The organism is Mesorhizobium sp. B2-4-12 (genome assembly GCF_006441575.1).
GTDB lineage: Bacteria > Pseudomonadota > Alphaproteobacteria > Rhizobiales > Rhizobiaceae > Mesorhizobium.
Genome location: NZ_VFVC01000001.1, coordinates 175,871 through 193,632 on the forward strand (window position 1 = coordinate 175,871; position 17,762 = coordinate 193,632).

15 protein-coding genes are annotated in these 17,762 nt (G+C 63.8%); 6 read left to right on the forward strand and 9 right to left on the reverse strand.

What is annotated here, in order from left to right; all coding sequences use genetic code 11:
* Window positions 1-38 precede the first annotated feature (38 nt).
* Window positions 39-2,510, reverse strand: coding sequence for a DNA topoisomerase (ATP-hydrolyzing) subunit B (gene gyrB, locus FJ934_RS00860; RefSeq protein ID WP_140606764.1), 2,472 nt, complete (start codon window positions 2,508-2,510; stop codon window positions 39-41).
* A 253-nt stretch (window positions 2,511-2,763) separates the two neighbouring features.
* On the reverse strand, window positions 2,764-3,333 hold the full coding sequence (locus tag FJ934_RS00865; protein WP_140606765.1) for an NADPH-dependent FMN reductase: 570 nt from the start codon (window positions 3,331-3,333) through the stop codon (window positions 2,764-2,766).
* Between the two features lie 213 nt (window positions 3,334-3,546).
* Here FJ934_RS00865 and FJ934_RS00870 point away from each other — a divergent pair, with 213 nt between their 5' ends.
* A complete protein-coding gene (locus FJ934_RS00870) occupies window positions 3,547-4,920 on the forward strand; it encodes a cytochrome P450 (RefSeq protein WP_140606766.1) in 1,374 nt (457 codons plus the stop codon).
* A gap of 34 nt (window positions 4,921-4,954) precedes the next feature.
* Here FJ934_RS00870 and FJ934_RS00875 read toward each other — a convergent pair whose 3' ends face one another.
* The 6 genes from FJ934_RS00875 to FJ934_RS00900 all read right to left on the reverse strand — a co-directional run bounded on the left by FJ934_RS00875 (window position 4,955) and on the right by FJ934_RS00900 (window position 10,721).
* Complete coding sequence (locus FJ934_RS00875; protein WP_140606767.1) at window positions 4,955-5,932, reverse strand: complex I NDUFA9 subunit family protein; 978 nt, start codon at window positions 5,930-5,932, stop codon at window positions 4,955-4,957.
* A gap of 350 nt (window positions 5,933-6,282) precedes the next feature.
* The gene (locus FJ934_RS00880) at window positions 6,283-7,284 is read right to left on the reverse strand and encodes an Ldh family oxidoreductase (protein ID WP_140606768.1); all 1,002 of its coding nucleotides are present in this window, start codon (window positions 7,282-7,284) and stop codon (window positions 6,283-6,285) included.
* A gap of 92 nt (window positions 7,285-7,376) precedes the next feature.
* Entirely contained in the window at window positions 7,377-8,186 is an 810-nt protein-coding gene (locus FJ934_RS00885; protein ID WP_140606769.1) for an ABC transporter permease, read from the reverse strand.
* On the reverse strand, window positions 8,186-8,851 hold the full coding sequence (locus tag FJ934_RS00890; RefSeq protein ID WP_140606851.1) for an ABC transporter permease: 666 nt from the start codon (window positions 8,849-8,851) through the stop codon (window positions 8,186-8,188). The genes FJ934_RS00885 and FJ934_RS00890 overlap by 1 nt, the downstream gene beginning before the upstream one ends.
* 201 nt (window positions 8,852-9,052) lie before the next feature.
* A complete protein-coding gene (locus tag FJ934_RS00895; protein ID WP_140606770.1) occupies window positions 9,053-9,850 on the reverse strand; it encodes a transporter substrate-binding domain-containing protein in 798 nt (265 codons plus the stop codon).
* A 55-nt stretch (window positions 9,851-9,905) separates the two neighbouring features.
* Complete coding sequence (locus FJ934_RS00900) at window positions 9,906-10,721, reverse strand: ABC transporter ATP-binding protein (protein ID WP_140606771.1); 816 nt, start codon at window positions 10,719-10,721, stop codon at window positions 9,906-9,908.
* Window positions 10,722-10,932: 211 nt separating this feature from the next.
* Between FJ934_RS00900 and FJ934_RS00905 the strand changes: the two genes are divergently transcribed.
* The 5 genes from FJ934_RS00905 to FJ934_RS00925 all read left to right on the forward strand — a co-directional run bounded on the left by FJ934_RS00905 (window position 10,933) and on the right by FJ934_RS00925 (window position 15,890).
* A complete protein-coding gene (locus FJ934_RS00905) occupies window positions 10,933-11,805 on the forward strand; it encodes a dimethylarginine dimethylaminohydrolase family protein (RefSeq protein ID WP_140606772.1) in 873 nt (290 codons plus the stop codon).
* Window positions 11,802-12,449 (forward strand): TetR family transcriptional regulator C-terminal domain-containing protein, encoded by a 648-nt coding sequence (locus FJ934_RS00910; RefSeq protein WP_181165470.1) that lies wholly within the window; start codon window positions 11,802-11,804, stop codon window positions 12,447-12,449. Before FJ934_RS00905 ends, FJ934_RS00910 begins: the two co-directional genes overlap by 4 nt.
* Complete coding sequence (locus tag FJ934_RS00915) at window positions 12,446-14,026, forward strand: 5-guanidino-2-oxopentanoate decarboxylase (RefSeq protein WP_140606774.1); 1,581 nt, start codon at window positions 12,446-12,448, stop codon at window positions 14,024-14,026. The genes FJ934_RS00910 and FJ934_RS00915 overlap by 4 nt, the downstream gene beginning before the upstream one ends.
* A 229-nt stretch (window positions 14,027-14,255) precedes the next feature.
* Window positions 14,256-15,053: a capsular polysaccharide synthesis protein gene (locus FJ934_RS00920; RefSeq protein WP_181165462.1), complete on the forward strand. Its 798-nt coding sequence runs from the start codon at window positions 14,256-14,258 to the stop codon at window positions 15,051-15,053.
* A gap of 129 nt (window positions 15,054-15,182) precedes the next feature.
* A complete protein-coding gene (locus FJ934_RS00925; protein ID WP_140606776.1) occupies window positions 15,183-15,890 on the forward strand; it encodes an SDR family NAD(P)-dependent oxidoreductase in 708 nt (235 codons plus the stop codon).
* A 106-nt stretch (window positions 15,891-15,996) separates the two neighbouring features.
* Here FJ934_RS00925 and rpsA read toward each other — a convergent pair whose 3' ends face one another.
* A complete protein-coding gene (gene rpsA, locus FJ934_RS00930) occupies window positions 15,997-17,694 on the reverse strand; it encodes a 30S ribosomal protein S1 (protein WP_140606777.1) in 1,698 nt (565 codons plus the stop codon).
* Between the last annotated feature and the right edge of the window lie 68 nt (window positions 17,695-17,762).

The window sequence follows — 17,762 nt, forward strand, 5'->3', positions numbered from 1 at the left end:
GCACCTGGTGCGCCGATCTTAAAAGACAAGGATAGATCCTAGATATCCAGATTGGCCACCGACAGCGCGTTGTCCTGGATGAATTCACGTCTAGGCTCGACTTCGTCGCCCATCAGGCGCGAGAACAGGCTGTCGGCGTCCGTCGCGTCGCTGACCTTGACCTGCAGCAGCGAGCGCACATTCGGGTCCAGCGTGGTCTCCCAGAGCTGCTCGGCATTCATCTCGCCGAGACCCTTGTAGCGTTGCATGGTCAGTCCCTTGCGGCCTGTCGCAAAGACCGCGTTGAGCAGCGCCAGCGGCCCCGAAACGGTTTCGGCGACATCCTTGCGGCGCAGCACCGGCGGCGTCCCATAGATTTCGCTGAGACGCTGCGCGTAGCGGTCGAGCTGGCGGGCGTCGGCCGAATTGATCAGCGCCATGTCGAGATGGGCGTATTCCTTGACGCTGCGCACCGTGCGTTCGAACACATAGCCGCCGCTGCCCTCATTGGAGGTCGACATGCGGCCGGTCCAGCCGCGCTCCGTGTCCTCGGCGATGATGTCGAGACGTTGTGCGATCCGCTCCGCCATGGCGTTGGCGCGGGCAAGGTCATTGAAGATTTCGGGATTGAGGCCGCCGGCGATCGCCGCCTGCTCGACGACGTTGCGGTTGTAGCGCGTGTGCAGGCCGTTGATGAGCTGGCGCACTGCCAGCGCGTCGTCGACGGCACCGTGCAGATCCTGCCCGGTCCGCACCTCGGCCGAGCCGAGCGTAAGCGAGGCCTCCTCCAGGCCTGAATCGATCAGGAATTCCTCGAAGGCGCTCTCATTCTTGATGTATTGCGAGCTCTTGCCGCGCGTCACTTTGTAGAGCGGCGGTTGGGCGATGTAGAGATGGCCGCGCTCGATCAGCTCCGGCATCTGCCGGAAGAAGAAGGTGAGCAGCAAAGTTCTGATATGGGCTCCGTCGACGTCGGCGTCGGTCATCAGGATGATCTTGTGGTAGCGCAGCTTGTCGGCGTTGAACTCGTCCTTGCCGATCGAGGTACCGAGCGCGGTGATCAGCGTGCCGATCATGTCGGAGCTCAGCATCCGATCGAAGCGCGCGCGCTCGACGTTGAGGATCTTGCCGCGCAGGGGCAGGATGGCCTGGTTCTGGCGCGAGCGGCCGCCCTTGGCCGAGCCGCCGGCCGAGTCACCCTCGACGATGAAGATTTCCGATTTTGCCGGGTCGCGCTCCTGGCAGTCGGCCAGCTTGCCGGGCAGGGAGGTGACGCCCAGCGAGGTTTTGCGGGTGATGTCGCGGGCCTTGCGCGCGGCTTCGCGCGCCGCCGCGGCCTGGATCACCTTCTCGACCACCACCTTGCCTTCGGTCGGATGCTCCTCCAGCCAGGTGCCCAGCGCCTCGTTGACCAGTCCTTCGACCACTGGGCGGACTTCCGAGGAAACCAGCTTGTCCTTGGTCTGCGAGGAGAATTTCGGATCGGGCACCTTGACCGACAGCACAGCCGTCAGGCCTTCGCGGCAATCGTCGCCGATCAGCGAGACCTTTTCCTTCTTGGTCAGGCCCGAGGATTCGCCATAACCGGTGATCTGACGGGTCAGCGCGCCCCGGAACCCGGCCAGGTGGGTGCCGCCGTCCCGTTGCGGGATGTTGTTGGTGAAAGCCAGCACGTTCTCGTGGTAGCTGTCGTTCCACCACATCGCCACTTCGACGGTGATGCCGTCGCGTTCGGCCCTGATGGCGATCGGCTTCTCGATCAGCGGCTTCTTGACCCGGTCGAGATATTTGACGAACTCTTCGAGGCCTCCGTCATAATGCAACTCATGGCGCACGATGTCGGCATGGCGGGCGTCGGTCAGAACGATGCGCACGCCCGAATTGAGGAAGGCGAGCTCGCGCAGCCGATGCTCCAGCGTGCCGAAGTCGAACTCGACCATCGTGAAGGTCTCGGCCGACGGAAAGAACGTAATCTCGCTGCCGCTGCGGCCCTCATTGGTGCCAGGGCGCTTGTCCTGTTCGTAGCTGCCGGTCGCCTTCAGCGGCGCGTCGGCATTGCCGTGTGTGAAGCTCATCTCATAGATCTGGCCGTTGCGGCGGATTCTGAGCTTCAGCCAGGCCGACAACGCGTTGACCACCGAGACGCCGACGCCGTGCAGGCCGCCCGACACCTTGTAGGAGTTCTGGTCGAATTTACCGCCGGCATGCAGCTGTGTCATGATCACTTCGGCCGCCGAAATGCCCTCGCTGGGGTGGATATCGGTGGGAATGCCGCGGCCATTGTCGATGACGGTGACCGAACCGTCGGGATTGAGCGTTACCGAAACCAGGTCGGCATGGCCGGCCAGCGCCTCGTCGATGGCGTTGTCCACCACCTCATAAACCATGTGGTGCAGGCCCGAACCGTCGTCGGTGTCGCCAATATACATGCCGGGACGTTTGCGGACGGCGTCCAAGCCCTTCAAAACCTTGATGGAATCGGCGCCATATTCGGCTGCAGCGCCGTTGGCGTTCTCAGTCTGGTCGCTCATGAAAACCTGTTGTCTAGAGGCCGCTAATGCAACGGGAAAAACTCCCCCCGAATCGCGCGTCTGATATAGCCTAGATATAGGCGCTAAAGGCGGTTTTTCCAAGGTTTGCGGGCATTTCCCCGGGGATGAGCCGGCCGTGCCGGACCGGCTCCCGCCGGGCTCTATTTGCCTGGCCACACGGTCCCTGAGAAACGTGATCGTGAACTTGTAGCGCGGCGCACGCCGCCCGGCCCGGTCGGGATCCAGCGTCAGGTCAGCCGGCGCGCATCGGTTTCAACGCCTCGCTCCAGCGCAGCAGCTCGTCCAGCATCGTCCTGGTGCCGCCGGCCACCTGTTCGCTGGCGTTGAAGGCGCCGTTCTCATCAAGCAGTTTCTGGTACATCGGCAGCGCGACGCCTTCCGGGATGGGCATGATGCCCACCGACGTCAGCAGCGGCTTCAGGGCCTGCGCCGCGCGCAGGCCGCCGGAGACGCCGCCATAGCTGAAAATGGCGGCAGGCTTGTATTTCCATTCACGCGCCAGGTAGTCGATCGCGTTGACGATCGCGGGTGCCGCGAAATAGTTGTATTCCGGCGCCACGAAGACAAAGGCGTCGGCGGCGTCGATCGCCTTCGACCAGGCCTTGGTGTGGTCGTTCTGGTAGTTGCCAAGCCTCGGATGATGCGGCTCATCCAGCACCGGCAATTTGAACGCGGCAATGTCGGTCAGAACCGGCGCGAATTTCCCATGCTCGCGCGCGAATGCCTCCAGCCACTCGGCAAAAACCGGGCCGGCGCGACCGGGTCGCGTGCTGCCGATGACGATGTTCAACTGGTGCTTCAAGGCGGGCTCCTTAGCTTGGTGGTATCTGTTGGTGACTGTCCCTACGGCAGAGCGTTCAGGCGGACAAGGTCAGACCGTTGCCGGAATGGTCACGATCGGATGAATGGACAGTCTGCCTTCGCGTCTCCTGCCGTCGTGGTTCGGTCCACCGTTCAGTCACATGGACGCCCGGATTGCCAGTCACTACATTAACGGCGATAGCGGAGCCCTTTCATGGACACTCAGCCGGCCCCCTTCGTTCCTCCCGCGCCGAAGCCGCGCACGTCGCCGCCTTCGACGCTGGAGATGATCCGCATCGTCTACCGCAATCCGCTCGAACTGTGGGGCGAGCCGACCTACAACGAACCGTGGATTTCGGTGAACGGCGTCGGCGGACCGCTGGTCATTGCCAACGATCCCGGTCTCATCCGCCACGTGCTGGTCGACAATGCCAAGAACTACAGGATGGCCACGGTGCGCCAGAAGATCCTGCGGCCGATCCTGCGTGATGGCCTGCTGACCGCCGAGGGCGAGGTCTGGAGGCGGTCGCGCAAGGCGATGGCGCCCGTGTTCACGCCACGCCACATCTTCGGCTTCGCTCAGCCGATGCTCAAGCGCACGCTGGAGTTCGTCACGCGCTACGAAGCGGGCGGCACGTCCGATATCGCCCATGACATGACGCTGCTCACCTATGACATCCTGGCCGAGACGCTGTTCTCCGGCGAGATATCAGGAGAGCCGGGCAGTTTTGCCAATGAGATCGACCGCCTGTTCGAGACCATGGGACGCGTCGACCCCCTCGACCTGCTGCGCGCGCCCGACTGGCTGCCCCGGCTGACCCGCATCCGCGGCCGCAAGACCATGGCCTATTTCCGCAAGATCGTCACCGACACGGTCAAGATGCGCGAAGAGAAGGTCAGGCGCGATCCCGATGCCGCGCCGCAGGATTTCCTGACTCTGCTGCTCAAGGCCGAGGGCCCGGAGGGGCTGACGCGCTCGGAAGTCGAGGACAACATCATCACCTTCATCGGCGCCGGCCATGAGACGACCGCGCGCGCGCTTGGCTGGACGCTTTATTGCCTTGCCGAATCGCCTTGGGAGCGCGATCGGGTCGAGCAGGAGATCGACCAGGTGCTGGCGCGCGAATCCGATCCGACGAAGTGGCTCGATGCCATGCCGTTGACACGCGCCGCCTTCGACGAGGCGCTCAGGCTCTATCCGCCGGCGCCCTCCATCAACCGCGAGCCGATCGTTCCGGAGATGTGGAAGGATCTTTACATCCCCAGACGTGCGGCCGTGCTGGTCATGCCCTGGGTCGTCCATCGTCACAGGAAGCTTTGGGACCGGCCCGATGCCTTCCTGCCCGAGCGCTTCCACCCGGGAAACCGTGAAAAGATCGATCGCTTCCAGTATCTGCCGTTTGGCGCCGGGCCGCGCGTCTGCATCGGCGCCAGTTTCGCCATGCAGGAGGCGATCATCGCGCTCGCCATCCTCTTGTCACGCTTCCGCTTCGATACCACGGCCGAGACCAAGCCCTGGCCGGTGCAGAAACTGACGACGCAACCGCAAGGCGGGCTGCCGATGCAGGTCACGCCTCGCCGTCATTGAGAGGCTGTCATTGAGAGGTAGGACCTCTCCGGAATTATACGGCGGGCCTGCGTTGCTGGAACTGGCCGGCGGCGCGGAAGCGCCAGAGATAACTCGGCAGGATCGTCGCGATCGATTGCGGCTGGATGCCAAGCCCCACCAATGTCCGGTTGGCCCTAGCCGCGGCTTCCGAAACGACGTTGTGCTCGCGCAACTGCATCACCTGGTCCTTGGTCAGCAGCGGATTAGGCAAGAGGCCGAGGATCGAAGCCTGGATGTTGGCCACCCACCACGGCACGGGCACCAGCAGGCGTCTGCGCTCGATCACGGTGAGCAGCTCCTGCATGCATTCCTTGAAGGTAAGCACATTGGGGCCGCCAAGCTCGTAGATATGGCCACCATCGACCTTGCCGTCGACCGAGCGCGCCACCGCTTCGGCGACGTCGCCGACATAGACCGGCTGGAACTTGGTCCGGCCGCCGCCGATCAGCGGCAGCACCGGCGAATAGCGCGCCATGCCGGCAAAGCGGTTGAAGAAACTGTCTTCCGGCCCGAAATTGATCGACGGCCGGAAGATCACGGCGTCGTTGATCGTCTCCAGCACGGCCTTCTCGCCAAGTGCCTTGGTGCGCGCGTAGTTCGATTCGGAGTTCGCATCGGCGCCAAGCGCCGAAATATGGGTGAACCCGGCGCCGACGGAGCGCGCGGCCTCGGCAATGGCGCGGGCGCCGAACTCATGCACGGCGGAGAATTTCTGCCGGCCGCTTTCATGCAGGATGGCGACGAGGTTGACGACATGGTCGGCACCTTGCACGGCGCGGTCGACCGACCAGCGCACGCGCACATTGGCCTGCACCGGCTGGATCTGGCCGACATTGCCGAGCGGCTGCAGGTGGCCGGCAAGATCGGGCCGCCGGCAGGCGACCCGGATACGATAGCCGCGCTTGGCCAGCGCCCGCACGACATGGCGGCCGACAAAACCTGACCCGCCGAAGACGACGACGAGCTTTGGGGTCTGCAGGATTTCTGTCATGGCGGGCTCCGGCGCACTTCCAGATGGCTTGGCTGAAGCCGTTTCATAGTCCGTTTTGCGCCAAAGGCAAAGGGCGACGCGTCGTCGCTGTCCCCCTTGTCTTTCGAGCAATTCCAGGAACGCAGAAAACCCCGCCTCGGCGGGGTTTTCCGGGTGACGTTCGCGCCGAAAACAGGGTCCAACGAGGCGGCCTGACCTGAGACGGCATCAAGACGGCGTGAAGCAAGCACGCCGGCCCCAGCCCTGGAGACATTCGACCTGTAGGCACCGACCGGGCAAACCCGACCCGGACAGACATCTGTGGTCACAACGGATAGGAAGGTTCACCGAGGCGCGGAAATTCGTCGATTTCAGACCGAGTAGCGCTCGGCGAATTCGGAAATGCGCTGTATCACCGCCTTGGGCGCGGTGATGCCGCGTGCCTGTGCCTTCTCGGCCGCTTCGGCCCGGGCCCGCCCCGGCACATGCACGCCGTAGCGGCGGCGAAGACGGTCGAGCTGGCCCTTCATCCGCTGTTCGAAATCCGGGTCGAGCAGCTTCGGCTCGACGGCAAGCACGAACAGGCCGGTTCCGGGACTGTCCGGGCCGCCGCTGAACCATGGCGCGTCGAGCGACCAGTTGGCGCCCGACAGGCCTGCCGCCAGCACTTCGACCATCAGCGCGATGTTGGCGCCGCGCTGGCCGCCAAAGGCCAGCATGGCGCCCTTCATGGCGGCCGCCGGATCGGTGGTCGGGTTACCGCTGGCGTCCAGCGCCCAGCCTTCAGGGATTTTCTTGCCGTCTTCGGCCGCCTTGCGGATGTTGACGAAGGCGGTGGCGCTCGACGACTGGTCGATGACCAGCGGCGCGCCATCGGCGGCGGGCGCGGCAAACGACATCGGATTGGTGCAATAGACCGGTTTGACCGAGCCGGAACCAGCAAGCACGGCCGGGCCGTTGGTGGCCGCGAACGATACCAGTCCCTGTGCGGCCAGCCGGCCGGTGAAGTAGCCGAGCGCGCCGCATGTATAGGCGTTCTTCTGCGAAAAGATAGCGACACCGAACAGTCGTGCCGCCTTGGCAAGATCGTCGATCGTGCGGTCGAAGCCCGTATGCGCCAATCCGCCACGCGCGTCGGAGAGATAAACGGCCAGCGCCGGCCTGGTGATGACCGGATCGGCATTGCCGTCGATGCGGCCGGCCTCGATCGCTTCGAGATAATCGATGAAATGCGTCAGGCCGACGCTTGCAAGTCCTTCCGCCTCGGCAGCGACGATGGACGCCGCGAGCGATTGCGCGGCTTCTTCGTTGGCGCCGGCGCCGAGCGCCGCCATCCGGCACAATCCTGTTGCCTGGTCGAGACTGAGTTGCATCGTCGTTGCCTCTGGTGAGTGGTGAGTAGTCAGTGGTGATAAGGATAGGAGTGGCCAGCTGCCACTCCTGACTACTGAATATTCACTAAAACCTAGCCGATCTTGTTCGGAATCCGCGCTTCGATCCTGCCGAAGGTGAAGACGAGGATGCCGGTGATCGTCATGTAGATCAACGCCAGGAGAAGCAAGGGTTCATAGGTGAGGTAGGTGTCCTGCCGCACCTTCGACGAGACGGCGAATATGTCGATCACGCTGATGGTCGCAACAAGCGGCGTCGACTTCAACTGCAGCACGGTTTCGCCGGTCAGAGTCGGCAGCGCCCTGTAGAAGGCCTGCGGCAGCCAGATGCGCCGGAAGATCTTCCAGCGGCTCATGCCGAACGCGCGGGCGGCTTCCAACTGGCCCTTGGGCACCCCGGCAAAGGCACCGCGCATCACTTCGCCCTCGTAACCGGCAAAGGACAGCGTCAACGCCAGCACGCCATAAGGCCATGCCTGCCTGAGATAAGGCCACATCCAGGACTCGCGAATCCACGGATATTGCGGAAACAGCGAGCCCAATCCGTAGTAGAGCAGCCACAATTGCAGAAGCAGCGGCGTGCCACGAATGATGGTGCAGAAGACCTTGGCGGGTGCCGAGAACCAGAACGAACCGGCGGCCTGCGCCAGCCCGACCGGTACGGCGATCAGAAAGCCCAGCGCGCAGGTAACGGCCAGGATCCACAGCGAGCGCCAGATGCCGATTAAGCCCATCTCATAGTATTGCGGCAACCAGTCCCAGCGCATGAAGAAGACAGCCGACAGCACCAGCCCCAGCGCGACCAGGATCAGCACGATGCGATGCGGCTGCAGCCACAGCGACGTGCGCGCCACCATGTTGATGACGGTTGCTTCGCTGGCCATCAACGCGCGTCCTTGACCGAAGGCATGCCACGCCTCGACCAGGCCTCGAGGCGGCCAAGCATCAGGTTCGAGAACAGCGATACCGCCAGATAGAGCACACCTGCCGCGAGATAGAATATCAGATAGGCCTTGGTCACGCCCGCCGCCTGCCGCGTCGCCAGTGTCAGCTCGAAGAAGCCGACGACGGCCAGCAGAGCGGTGTCTTTGGTGGCGATCAGCCACAGATTGGCAAGGCCGGGTATGGCGAAAGGCAGCATCGCCGGCAATGTGATGCGCCGCAGCAGAAGACCGGGAGACATGCCGTAGGCGCGCGCGGCTTCGATCTGGCCCTGCGGAATGGCGAGGATGGCGCCGCGCATCACCTCGGTCGAATAGGCGCCCTGGACGAAGCCGAGCACGGCGATGCCGGCCACCAGTCCGCTGATGTCTATCCGCTGATAGCCCATCGCCGTCAGCACCTGGTTTATCAGGTCGGTGCCGGCGTAGTAGAGCAGCAGGATCAGCACCAGTTCGGGCACGGCGCGCACGATGGTCGTATAGACGGCCAGCAGATCGCGCACCACCGGGCCGCCATAGAGCTTGCCATACGCGCCACAGATGCCGATCAAAAGTCCAACGCAAGTGGCGCCGACGGCGATCTCGAGCGAATGCAGCAGCCCGAGCATGAGTGTTCCGCCCCAGCCGACGGGCGCGGGCGAGAGGAGTTCGATGATACCGGCCGCCGAGGCCGGAAGAAACGCGTCGATCAGCTTCGCCCCCGGAGTGCTGGCTCTATCCGTCGGCGCCAGCGGCCGACGGTATGCGTGGGAAAAGAAGGGCGGAGGGCATGACTCTTCGGTCATGCCCTCCGGCCCGTGCGAGGGTCTTTAGTTCGACTGTGGCGAGCCGCCGTAAATGTCGAAATTGAAATATTTTTTCGAGATTTCGTCATACTTGCCGTTGCTGCGGATGGCCTTGATGCCGGCGTTGATCTTTTCCTTCAGGTCGGTGTCTTCCTTGCGCACGCCGGCGCCGACGCCCGGTCCGAGCACTTCATCGTCCGGAGCCACCATGCCCTTCAGGTCGCAGCAGGCCTTGCCCTGGTCGGATTTGAGGAATTCGCCGAGCGCGATGGAATCGGCCTGCACCGCGTCGAGGCGGCCCGCGGCAAGGTCATTGTTGGCTTCGTCCTGGGTCTGGTATTCCTTGATCTCGGAAGCCGTGCCGCCGAAGTGCTTCTTGGCGTAGACGGCGTGCACGGTCGACACCTGGACGCCGAGCACCTTGCCCTTGAGGTCGTCCGGCGTGGCGCCGAATTTCTGGTCCTTCGGCCCGATGATCGCCGTCGGCGTGTTGTAATACTTGTCCGAGAAGTCGATCGTCTTCTTGCGTTCGTCGGTGATCGACATCGAGGAGACGATGAGGTCGATCTTCTTGGTGGTCAGCGCCGGGATAATGCCGTCCCAGGCGACCGGCGTGATGACACAGTCAAGCTTCTCCTCGGCGCATACGGCGTCGATGAAGTCGATCTCCCAGCCCACCCATTTGCCCGAGGCATCCGGCGAGGTGAAGGGCGGATAGGGCTCTGCGGCGACGCCGATCTTGACCGGATCGGCCTTGGCCACGCCCATGGCGGCGACGCCGAGCAGCAGCGCCGCGGCGAATGTCTTCAGAACAGTCTTCATTTTCACAACTCCCAGTTTGTTGTTGGTTCCCGGTTTTCTTCCGTCCCGGCTTTTCCTAGCCGATGTTGCGGATGAACTGCTTGAGCCTTTCGGATTTCGGCGCGCCGAAGATCTGCTCCGGCGGGCCTTCTTCCTCGACCAGCCCGTTGTAGAGGTAGACGACATGGGTCGCGACCTCGCGGGCGAACTTCATCTCGTGGGTGACCAGCACCATGGTGCGGCCTTCGCGCGCCAGGTCGCCGATCACCTTCAGCACCTCGCCGACCAGTTCGGGGTCGAGCGCCGAGGTCGGCTCGTCGAACAGCATGACGCGTGGATTGATGGCGAGCGCGCGCGCGATCGCGGCGCGCTGCTGCTGGCCGCCCGACAGATAGGCCGGATAGACGTCGCGCTTTTCGGCGAGCCCGACGCGCGCCAGCAGTTTTTCGGCCTGTGAGATCGCTTCGTCTCGCTTGACCCCCAGCACATGCACCGGAACCTCGATGACGTTCTCGATCAGCGTCATGTGGCTCCACAGATTGAAGTTCTGGAACACCATGCCGAGCTTGGAGCGGATGCGCTCGATCTGCTTGCGGTCGGCCGGAACGGTGTGGCCGTGGCTGTCCGCCTTCAGCTTGATTTCCTCGCCATTGACGCGAATGATGCCGCTGGTCGGGTTTTCCAGGCAGTTGATGCAGCGCAGCAGCGTCGATTTGCCCGAGCCGGAACCGCCGATGATGGCGATCACCTCGCCGTCGCGTGCCGACAGCGACACGCCCTTCAGCACATGCAGTTCACCGAACTTCTTGTGCAGGTTCTCGACATGGATAGCTTCAGCGGCGCCATCAAGCACCTCGCCGGATGAGATTGCGGCAGCTCTCACCGCGCTCACCGGGTGACCTTCATCTGGTCGACGACAATTTGTCGAACGTCTATCCGGCTAATCAACATACGCTGTACTGCCCCGCTCTCGACCTCAGCATGGACCCAACAGCGCGAGCCCGTCAATCCCGCTCATTACGGCACTTGCGAGCTTGTTGTGCAAGTGTATAAATAGCGCTCCATGAAATTTTCTCGATTTTTTTCAGCTAAAAAGGGCTTCGATGAACGCTTTCGGATCACAGTCCATGGCGGCGCCGCTGCGACGCGTTCTGATGCGGTCGGCGGCCAACGCCATGCGCAACGCCGACGGGGCTGCTTGGCACTATGGCCCGGGATTCAATCCGGCGAAAGCGGCATTGCAGCACGCCGTCCTTGCTGAACTGGTGGCGGCTTCCGGCGCTGAAATCGAATGGATCGAGGACAAGGCCGATGGCCTTTCGGATTCGGTGTTCACGCACGACCCATCGCTGATGACCGACCGCGGCGCGCTTATTCTGTCCATGGGCAAGCCCTTGCGCGCCAGCGAGCCCTCGCTGCATGAGGAAACCTACGGAAGACTGGGCATTCCGATCCTCGGCCGCGTCGAGGCTCCCGGCCAGGTCGAAGGCGGTGATTGTGTATGGGTGGATGCCCGCACGCTGGCGATCGGGCGCGGTGTCCGCTCCAACCAGGAAGGCATCCAGCAGGTTTCCAACCTGCTGACGCCGCTGGGCATTTCAGTCTACGGCTTTGACCTGCCGCTGTGGCAAGGGGAAGAGGCGTGCCTGCATCTGATGTCGGTGATCAGCCCGCTGGCCGACGACCTCGCACTGGTCTATTCACCGCTTTTGCCGGCCGCCTTCTATCAAATGCTGAAGGCGCGCGGCATCCGGCTGGTCGAGGGTGATGCCGGAGAGTTTGCCGCCTCCAACGGCCTCAGCCTGAACGTGCTGCCGACCAGCCCGCACAAGGTCATTGCTGTTGCAGGCTTTCCCAAGACCAAAGCCGCCATGGAGGCAGCCGGCTGCACCGTAGAAATCTTCGAGGCGGATGCACTCTGCATCGCCTGCGAAGGCGGGCCGACATGCCTGACGCGGCCGATCCTGCGCCAATGAATGCGCCGTCCCGCCGCAAGTTCCGTCGCGAGGGCGAGGAGCGACGGCGGCAGGATTTGATCGAAGCGACCCTGAATAGCGTGGCGGAACACGGCTTGGAGGGCGCCACCTTGCGCACCATCGCATTGCGCGCCGGCGTCACCGCCGGGCTGATCCGGCACTATTTCCCCGGTAAGGAAGAATTGCTGCAGGAAGCCTATGCAGCGCTGATGGGCCGCATGACCGAGCAGGCGAAAGCGGCGTTGGTCATGGAAGATGCCTCGCCGCGCAAACGCCTTGCGGCTTTCGTCACAGCCAACCTCAATGCGCCAATCATCGATGCGCGGGTGTTTTCGCTCTGGGCAACCTTCATCGGCCGCGCCGGCTCGGACCCGAGCCTGGCTCGCGCCCACCGCGAAGGTTACCTTGGCTTTCGCAACGAGGTGGAAGCCGTCGTGGCCGAGGTGCTCGCCGCCGAACAGCGCGAGCCGGACGCAAGCCAACTGCGCCATCACGCCATTGCGATTAACGCGATCATCGACGGGCTCTGGGTGGAAGGCTGCCTGGCTGGCGAAATGTTCTCGCCTGGCGAATTGGCGACGATTGGCATCAAATCTATCGAGGCCGAGCTCGGCCTCGCGCCGGAAAGGGGAGAAAACCAATGACCACACTCGGCGAAGCCCTCATCACGCTGCTTGAAGCCCATGGCGTCGACACGGTCTTCGGCATTCCAGGCGTCCACACGGTCGAGCTCTACCGTGGGCTGGCGCGCTCGAAAATCCGCCATGTCACGCCGCGCCACGAACAGGGCGCCGGCTTCATGGCCGACGGCTATGCCCGCGCCAGCGGCAGGCCGGGTGTCGCCTTCGTCATCACCGGCCCGGGCTTGACCAACACCCTTACCGCCATGGGCCAGGCGCGCGCCGATTCGGTGCCGATGCTGGTCATCTCGGGTGTCAACGCCATGCCGACGCTGGGCAAGGGGCTTGGCTTCCTGCACGAACTGCCAGATCAGCGCGGCATGATGGAGAAGGTGGCGCTTTTGTCGCAGCGCGTCACCGAGGCCAGCGAATTGCCGGGCGCGTTGGCCCAGGCCTTCGCCCTGTTTTCATCGTCGCGACCAGGTCCGGTGCATATCGAGATTCCGACCGATGTCATGGTCAAGCCGGCGGACGACATCGCGGCACTGCTGAGCAATGCGGCGCCGCCTGCTCCGGACGGCGAGGCAATTGCCAGCGCGGCCAAACTCATCGCCGCCGCGCGCCGCCCGCTGATCCTGGCCGGCGGCGGCGCCAAGCGGGCCGAGGCGGCGCTGCAACGCCTGGCCGAAAGACTGGGCGCGCCGGTGGTGGAGACCACGAATGCGCGTGGCCTGCTGCACCGCCATCCGCTCTGCGTGCCGGCAAGTCCCAGCCTGAAGGCGGTTCGTGCACTGATGGCCGAGGCCGATCTGGTGATTGCCGCCGGCACGGAGTTCGGCCCGACCGATTATGACGGCTATGGCGATGGCGGCTTTGTGCTGCCTTCCAATCTGATCCGCATCGACATCGGCGCCGACCAGCTTGCGCGCCGTCCGGTGACGGTCGCCATCCAGGCCGATTGTGCCGAGGCGATCGAGGCCCTGCTCACCGCGATCGGCGCCGCTCATACTGCCGCGCCAGACGGCGAGGGGCGCGCAGCCGAGGCACGGAAGGCGGCTTTTGCCGAGCTGAGCCCCGCCTATGTGGCGCAGGTGCATGCCGTGGAAATGATCCGTGACGCCTTGCCGGGCGCGATCGTCGTCGGCGACTCGACGCAGCCGATCTATGCCGCCAACCTGTACTACGATCACGATCGCCCGGGCGGCTGGTTCAACGCCGCCACCGGCTTCGGCGCGCTTGGTTATGGCCCACCGGCCGCGATCGGCGCAGCCCTTGCCATGCCCGATGCACCAATTATCTGCCTGACTGGCGACGGCGGGTTCCAGTTCACGCTGCCGGAACTTGGTGCGGCGCTCGACGCCCAGGCGCCGGTCATCTTCGTGGTCTGGAACAACAGAGGTTATCGCGAGATCGAGACCTCGATGCTCGATGTCGGCGTGGAACCCGTCGGCGTGTCGCCGGCGCCGCCGGATTTCTGCAAGCTGGCCGAGGCCTATGGCATCGGTGCCGAACGGCTGGGAAATATCGACGCCTTGCCGCAGGCGCTGAAGCACGCCCGGGCAACGGGACTGCCGCGCGTCATCGAAATCTCGGTCGACTGAGTATTGCCTGCGTCAGCGTAGAAACAGAGAGCTGGAGCGGGTCAGCGATTCTAACAAACGCTGAACCGCTCTAAAGGCGTGTCTCAACCATCGGCCGGCCATGTCATTTTTCAAGGAACAGGCGTCCTTTCGCGATCCGCTGACATTTCCTCATCTCGCACCATTGCGTTGGGCGGCATCCTCGCCCGAGCTGCCTTGGCCCGTGAGGAAGACCGCGGCGAAGCTTTGCATGACGCTCGCGCGAAAGAAGAAGCGGCGCGCCCGGCGTGTGGCGGTCGACCATTCGCATTGGTCCTCCGCCAGCACGCCGACGGGCGGCCTCGGTCCGATCTGGCAATACTGGGCGCAAGGCGCCGACCATGCCCCGCCCCTGGTCAGGGCATGCCTGCGCTCGGTCGCGCGCCACAAGGGTTCGCGCGACCTTGTCGTGCTCGACGACAAGACCGTGGAGGCCCATATCGATTTGCCCGGCCATGTCTGGGACAAGCGGCGGCGCGGGCTGATGAACAGCCAGCATTTCTCCAATTTCATTCGCCTGAGCCTGCTCTCCCGGCACGGAGGAACATGGCTCGATGCCACCATCCTGCTCCGGCAGCCGGTGCCGCCCGAAATCGAGCGCGAGGATTTCTACATTCTGCGCGAGACCAATCGCTATCCGCGGCTTGTGGAAACCTGGTTCATTCATGCCCGCAAGGGGCACCCGCTGGTCGAGACGGTGCTGCACGGCCTCGCCGACTACTGGCGGAAGTACGACGCCCTGCACGACTACTTCATGTTCCCGTACCACTTCGAGGCCTCGCTCCTGCTGCACCGCCCGTTGCGGCGCGACTTCCTGCGCATGCCGCAAATCGGCGCGGACCGGCCGCACGAATTGCAATGGCGGCTCTTCGAGCCGTTCGAGGAGGCCAGCCATCGCAGGCTTTTCGATGGTTTCTGGCTGCACAAGCTCACGCATCACGAGCAGCGCCCAGCCGTCGGTGAGCATCTGCTGTGGGACGCGATCGTTTCGGGCTGGCCGGCGTCCTGACGCATGCAAAGACGCGACGGCTGCCATGTCGAGATATCAATTGAGTGATCGCCCGAAAGGCGCGACGCTTCGCGTCGGCGCGGCAAAACAAGCGACATAATTACAAGAAAATGACAGGAGCGGTCCAGGATGACGGAAACACTTGAAGGCAGGCATATCGTTGTAACCGGTGGAACCGGCGCGCTTGGTGGCGCGGTGGTTGGCAGGCTGCTGGAGCAGGGCGCGATCTGCCACGTGCCGAACGCGCATGCCGCGGCGCCTTCGCACTTCCCCTTCACCACGCATCATAACGTCAAGCTGGCGCACAATGTCGACCTCTCGGATTCCGCCAAGGTCGAGGCGTTCTACAGCCAGGTGCCGGCCCTGTGGGCATCTGTCCATCTGGCGGGCGGCTTCGCGATGGCGCCGGTGGAAAAGATCGAATCCGCCTCCTTCGCCGAGATGATGGACACCAATGCTCGCACCACCTTCCTGTGCAGCCGGGCGGCGGTGCGTTCGATGCTGGCGTCAGGCATGGCCGGCCGCATCGTCAATGTCGCCGCGCGGGCGGCATTGGAGCCTCGCCGGGGCGCGGGCATGGTCGCCTACACCGCCAGCAAGGCGGCGGTTGCCGCGATGACCGTGGCGATGGCCGAGGAATTGAAGCACAAGGGCATACTGGTCAATGCCGTGGCGCCCTCGACGCTCGACACACCGGCAAACCGTGCCGACATGCCGGATGCCGATTTCACCAAATGGGTCAGCCTCGAAGCGGCCGCTGAAGCTATCGCCTACCTCGCCTCTCCGGCCAACCAGGCGATGAGCGGAACGTTGGTGCCGCTCTACGGCCGGGCGTAGCTCCGCGTCGGCCGAACCGGTTTTTGCCAAAGAAAAACCCCGCCGGATCGCTCCGGCGGGGTTTTGTCATTCTGGACTAAGCGAAGGACTTCGCTTCGCGAAGGCCTTAGTTGCCCTGCTTCTTCAGCGCGGCACCCAGGATATCACCCAGCGAAGCGCCGGAGTCGGTCGAGCCGTACTGGGCGACCGCTTCCTTCTCCTCGGCGATTTCCAGCGCCTTGATCGAGACCTGCAGCTTGCGGGTCTTCTTGTCGAATGCGATGACGCGGGCATCGACCTTCTGGCCGACGGTGAAGCGCTCGGGGCGCTGCTCGTCGCGGTCGCGGCTGAGGTCCGAGCGCTTGATGAAGGTCTCGATGCCGCTGTCGACCAGCCGCACTTCCAGGCCGCCATCCTTGACGCCGATGACTTCGCAGGTGACGACGGCGTTCTTGCGCAGTTCGCCCGAAGTCGCCGCTTCGCCGACCGTGTCGCGGGCCAGCTGCTTGATGCCGAGCGAGATGCGCTCCTTGTCGATATCGACGTCGAGCACCTGCGCCTTGACCATGTCGCCGCGATTGTACTCTTCGATGACCTGCTCGCCCGGACGGGTCCAGTCGAGGTCGGAGAGGTGCACCATGCCGTCCACGTCGCCTTCCAGGCCAATGAACAGGCCGAACTCGGTCTTGTTCTTGACCTCGCCCTCGACCTGGCTGCCGACCGGATGGTTGCGCGCGAAGGCTTCCCACGGATTCTCGAGCGTCTGCTTGAGGCCGAGCGAGATGCGGCGCTTGGCCGGATCGACCTCGAGCACCACCACGTCGACTTCCTGGGTCGTCGACAGGATCTTGCCGGGATGCACGTTCTTCTTGGTCCACGACATTTCCGAAACGTGGATGAGGCCCTCGATGCCCGGCTCCAGCTCGACGAACGCGCCGTAGTCGGTGATGTTGGTGACGGTGCCCTTGATCTTCTTGCCGATCGGGAACTTGGTGCCGATCTCGGACCACGGATCGCTCTCGAGCTGCTTCATGCCGAGCGAGATGCGGTGGGTTTCCTGGTTGATGCGGATGATCTGCACCTTGACCGTCTGACCGATGTTGAGGATTTCGGTCGGATGGTTGACGCGGCGCCATGCCATGTCGGTGACATGCAGCAGGCCGTCGATGCCGCCGAGGTCGACGAACGCACCGTAATCGGTGATGTTCTTGACGACGCCTTCGACAACCTGGCCTTCTTCGAGGTTCTGCACAATTTCCGAACGCTGTTCGGCGCGGCTTTCCTCGAGCACGGTACGGCGCGACACCACGATGTTGCCGCGACGGCGATCCATCTTCAGGATCTCGAAGGGCTGCGGGTTGTGCATCAGCGGGGAGACGTCGCGGATCGGGCGGATATCGACCTGGCTGCGCGGCAGGAAGGCCACGGCGCCGTCGAGGTCGACGGTGAAGCCGCCCTTGACCTGGTTGAAGATGACGCCTTCGACGCGCTCGCCCTTGGTGAACTTCTCTTCGAGACGGACCCAGCTCTCTTCGCGGCGGGCCTTCTCACGCGACAGCATCGCTTCGCCAAGCGCGTTCTCGATGCGCTCGACATAGACTTCGACGGTGTCACCGACTTTGAGGGTGGTGTCCTTGCCCTTGACGCCGAATTCCTTCAGCGGAACGCGGCCTTCGACCTTGAGGCCGACGTCGATGATGGCCATGTCCTTTTCGATCGCGGTGATCGTGCCCTTGACGACCTGACCTTCGCCGGAGTGGCCGGTGGTGAATGATTCTTCGAGCAGGCTCGCGAAATCGTCGCGAGTGGGGTTTGCAGCTGACATTGTTTCTCCTGGAGTGTCCCGTATATCGAGCGGGACGGGCGCCGTGGGTTAGCGTTGCGTTGGCCTGC

Bases quoted from the DNA above. Each gene is read 5' to 3' on its own strand.
- gyrB (WP_140606764.1), bottom strand. From the start codon at position 2,510: ATGAGCGACCAGACTGAGAACGCCAACGGCGCTGCAGCCGAATATGGC.
- FJ934_RS00870 (WP_140606766.1), top strand. From the start codon at position 3,547: ATGGACACTCAGCCGGCCCCCTTCGTTCCTCCCGCGCCGAAGCCGCGC.
- FJ934_RS00875 (WP_140606767.1), bottom strand. From the start codon at position 5,932: ATGACAGAAATCCTGCAGACCCCAAAGCTCGTCGTCGTCTTCGGCGGG.
- FJ934_RS00880 (WP_140606768.1), bottom strand. From the start codon at position 7,284: ATGCAACTCAGTCTCGACCAGGCAACAGGATTGTGCCGGATGGCGGCG.
- FJ934_RS00885 (WP_140606769.1), bottom strand. From the start codon at position 8,186: ATGGCCAGCGAAGCAACCGTCATCAACATGGTGGCGCGCACGTCGCTG.
- FJ934_RS00890 (WP_140606851.1), bottom strand. From the start codon at position 8,851: ATGCTCGGGCTGCTGCATTCGCTCGAGATCGCCGTCGGCGCCACTTGC.
- FJ934_RS00895 (WP_140606770.1), bottom strand. From the start codon at position 9,850: ATGAAGACTGTTCTGAAGACATTCGCCGCGGCGCTGCTGCTCGGCGTC.
- FJ934_RS00905 (WP_140606772.1), top strand. From the start codon at position 10,933: ATGAACGCTTTCGGATCACAGTCCATGGCGGCGCCGCTGCGACGCGTT.
- FJ934_RS00910 (WP_181165470.1), top strand. From the start codon at position 11,802: ATGAATGCGCCGTCCCGCCGCAAGTTCCGTCGCGAGGGCGAGGAGCGA.
- FJ934_RS00915 (WP_140606774.1), top strand. From the start codon at position 12,446: ATGACCACACTCGGCGAAGCCCTCATCACGCTGCTTGAAGCCCATGGC.
- FJ934_RS00920 (WP_181165462.1), top strand. From the start codon at position 14,256: ATGACGCTCGCGCGAAAGAAGAAGCGGCGCGCCCGGCGTGTGGCGGTC.
- FJ934_RS00925 (WP_140606776.1), top strand. From the start codon at position 15,183: ATGACGGAAACACTTGAAGGCAGGCATATCGTTGTAACCGGTGGAACC.
- rpsA (WP_140606777.1), bottom strand. From the start codon at position 17,694: ATGTCAGCTGCAAACCCCACTCGCGACGATTTCGCGAGCCTGCTCGAA.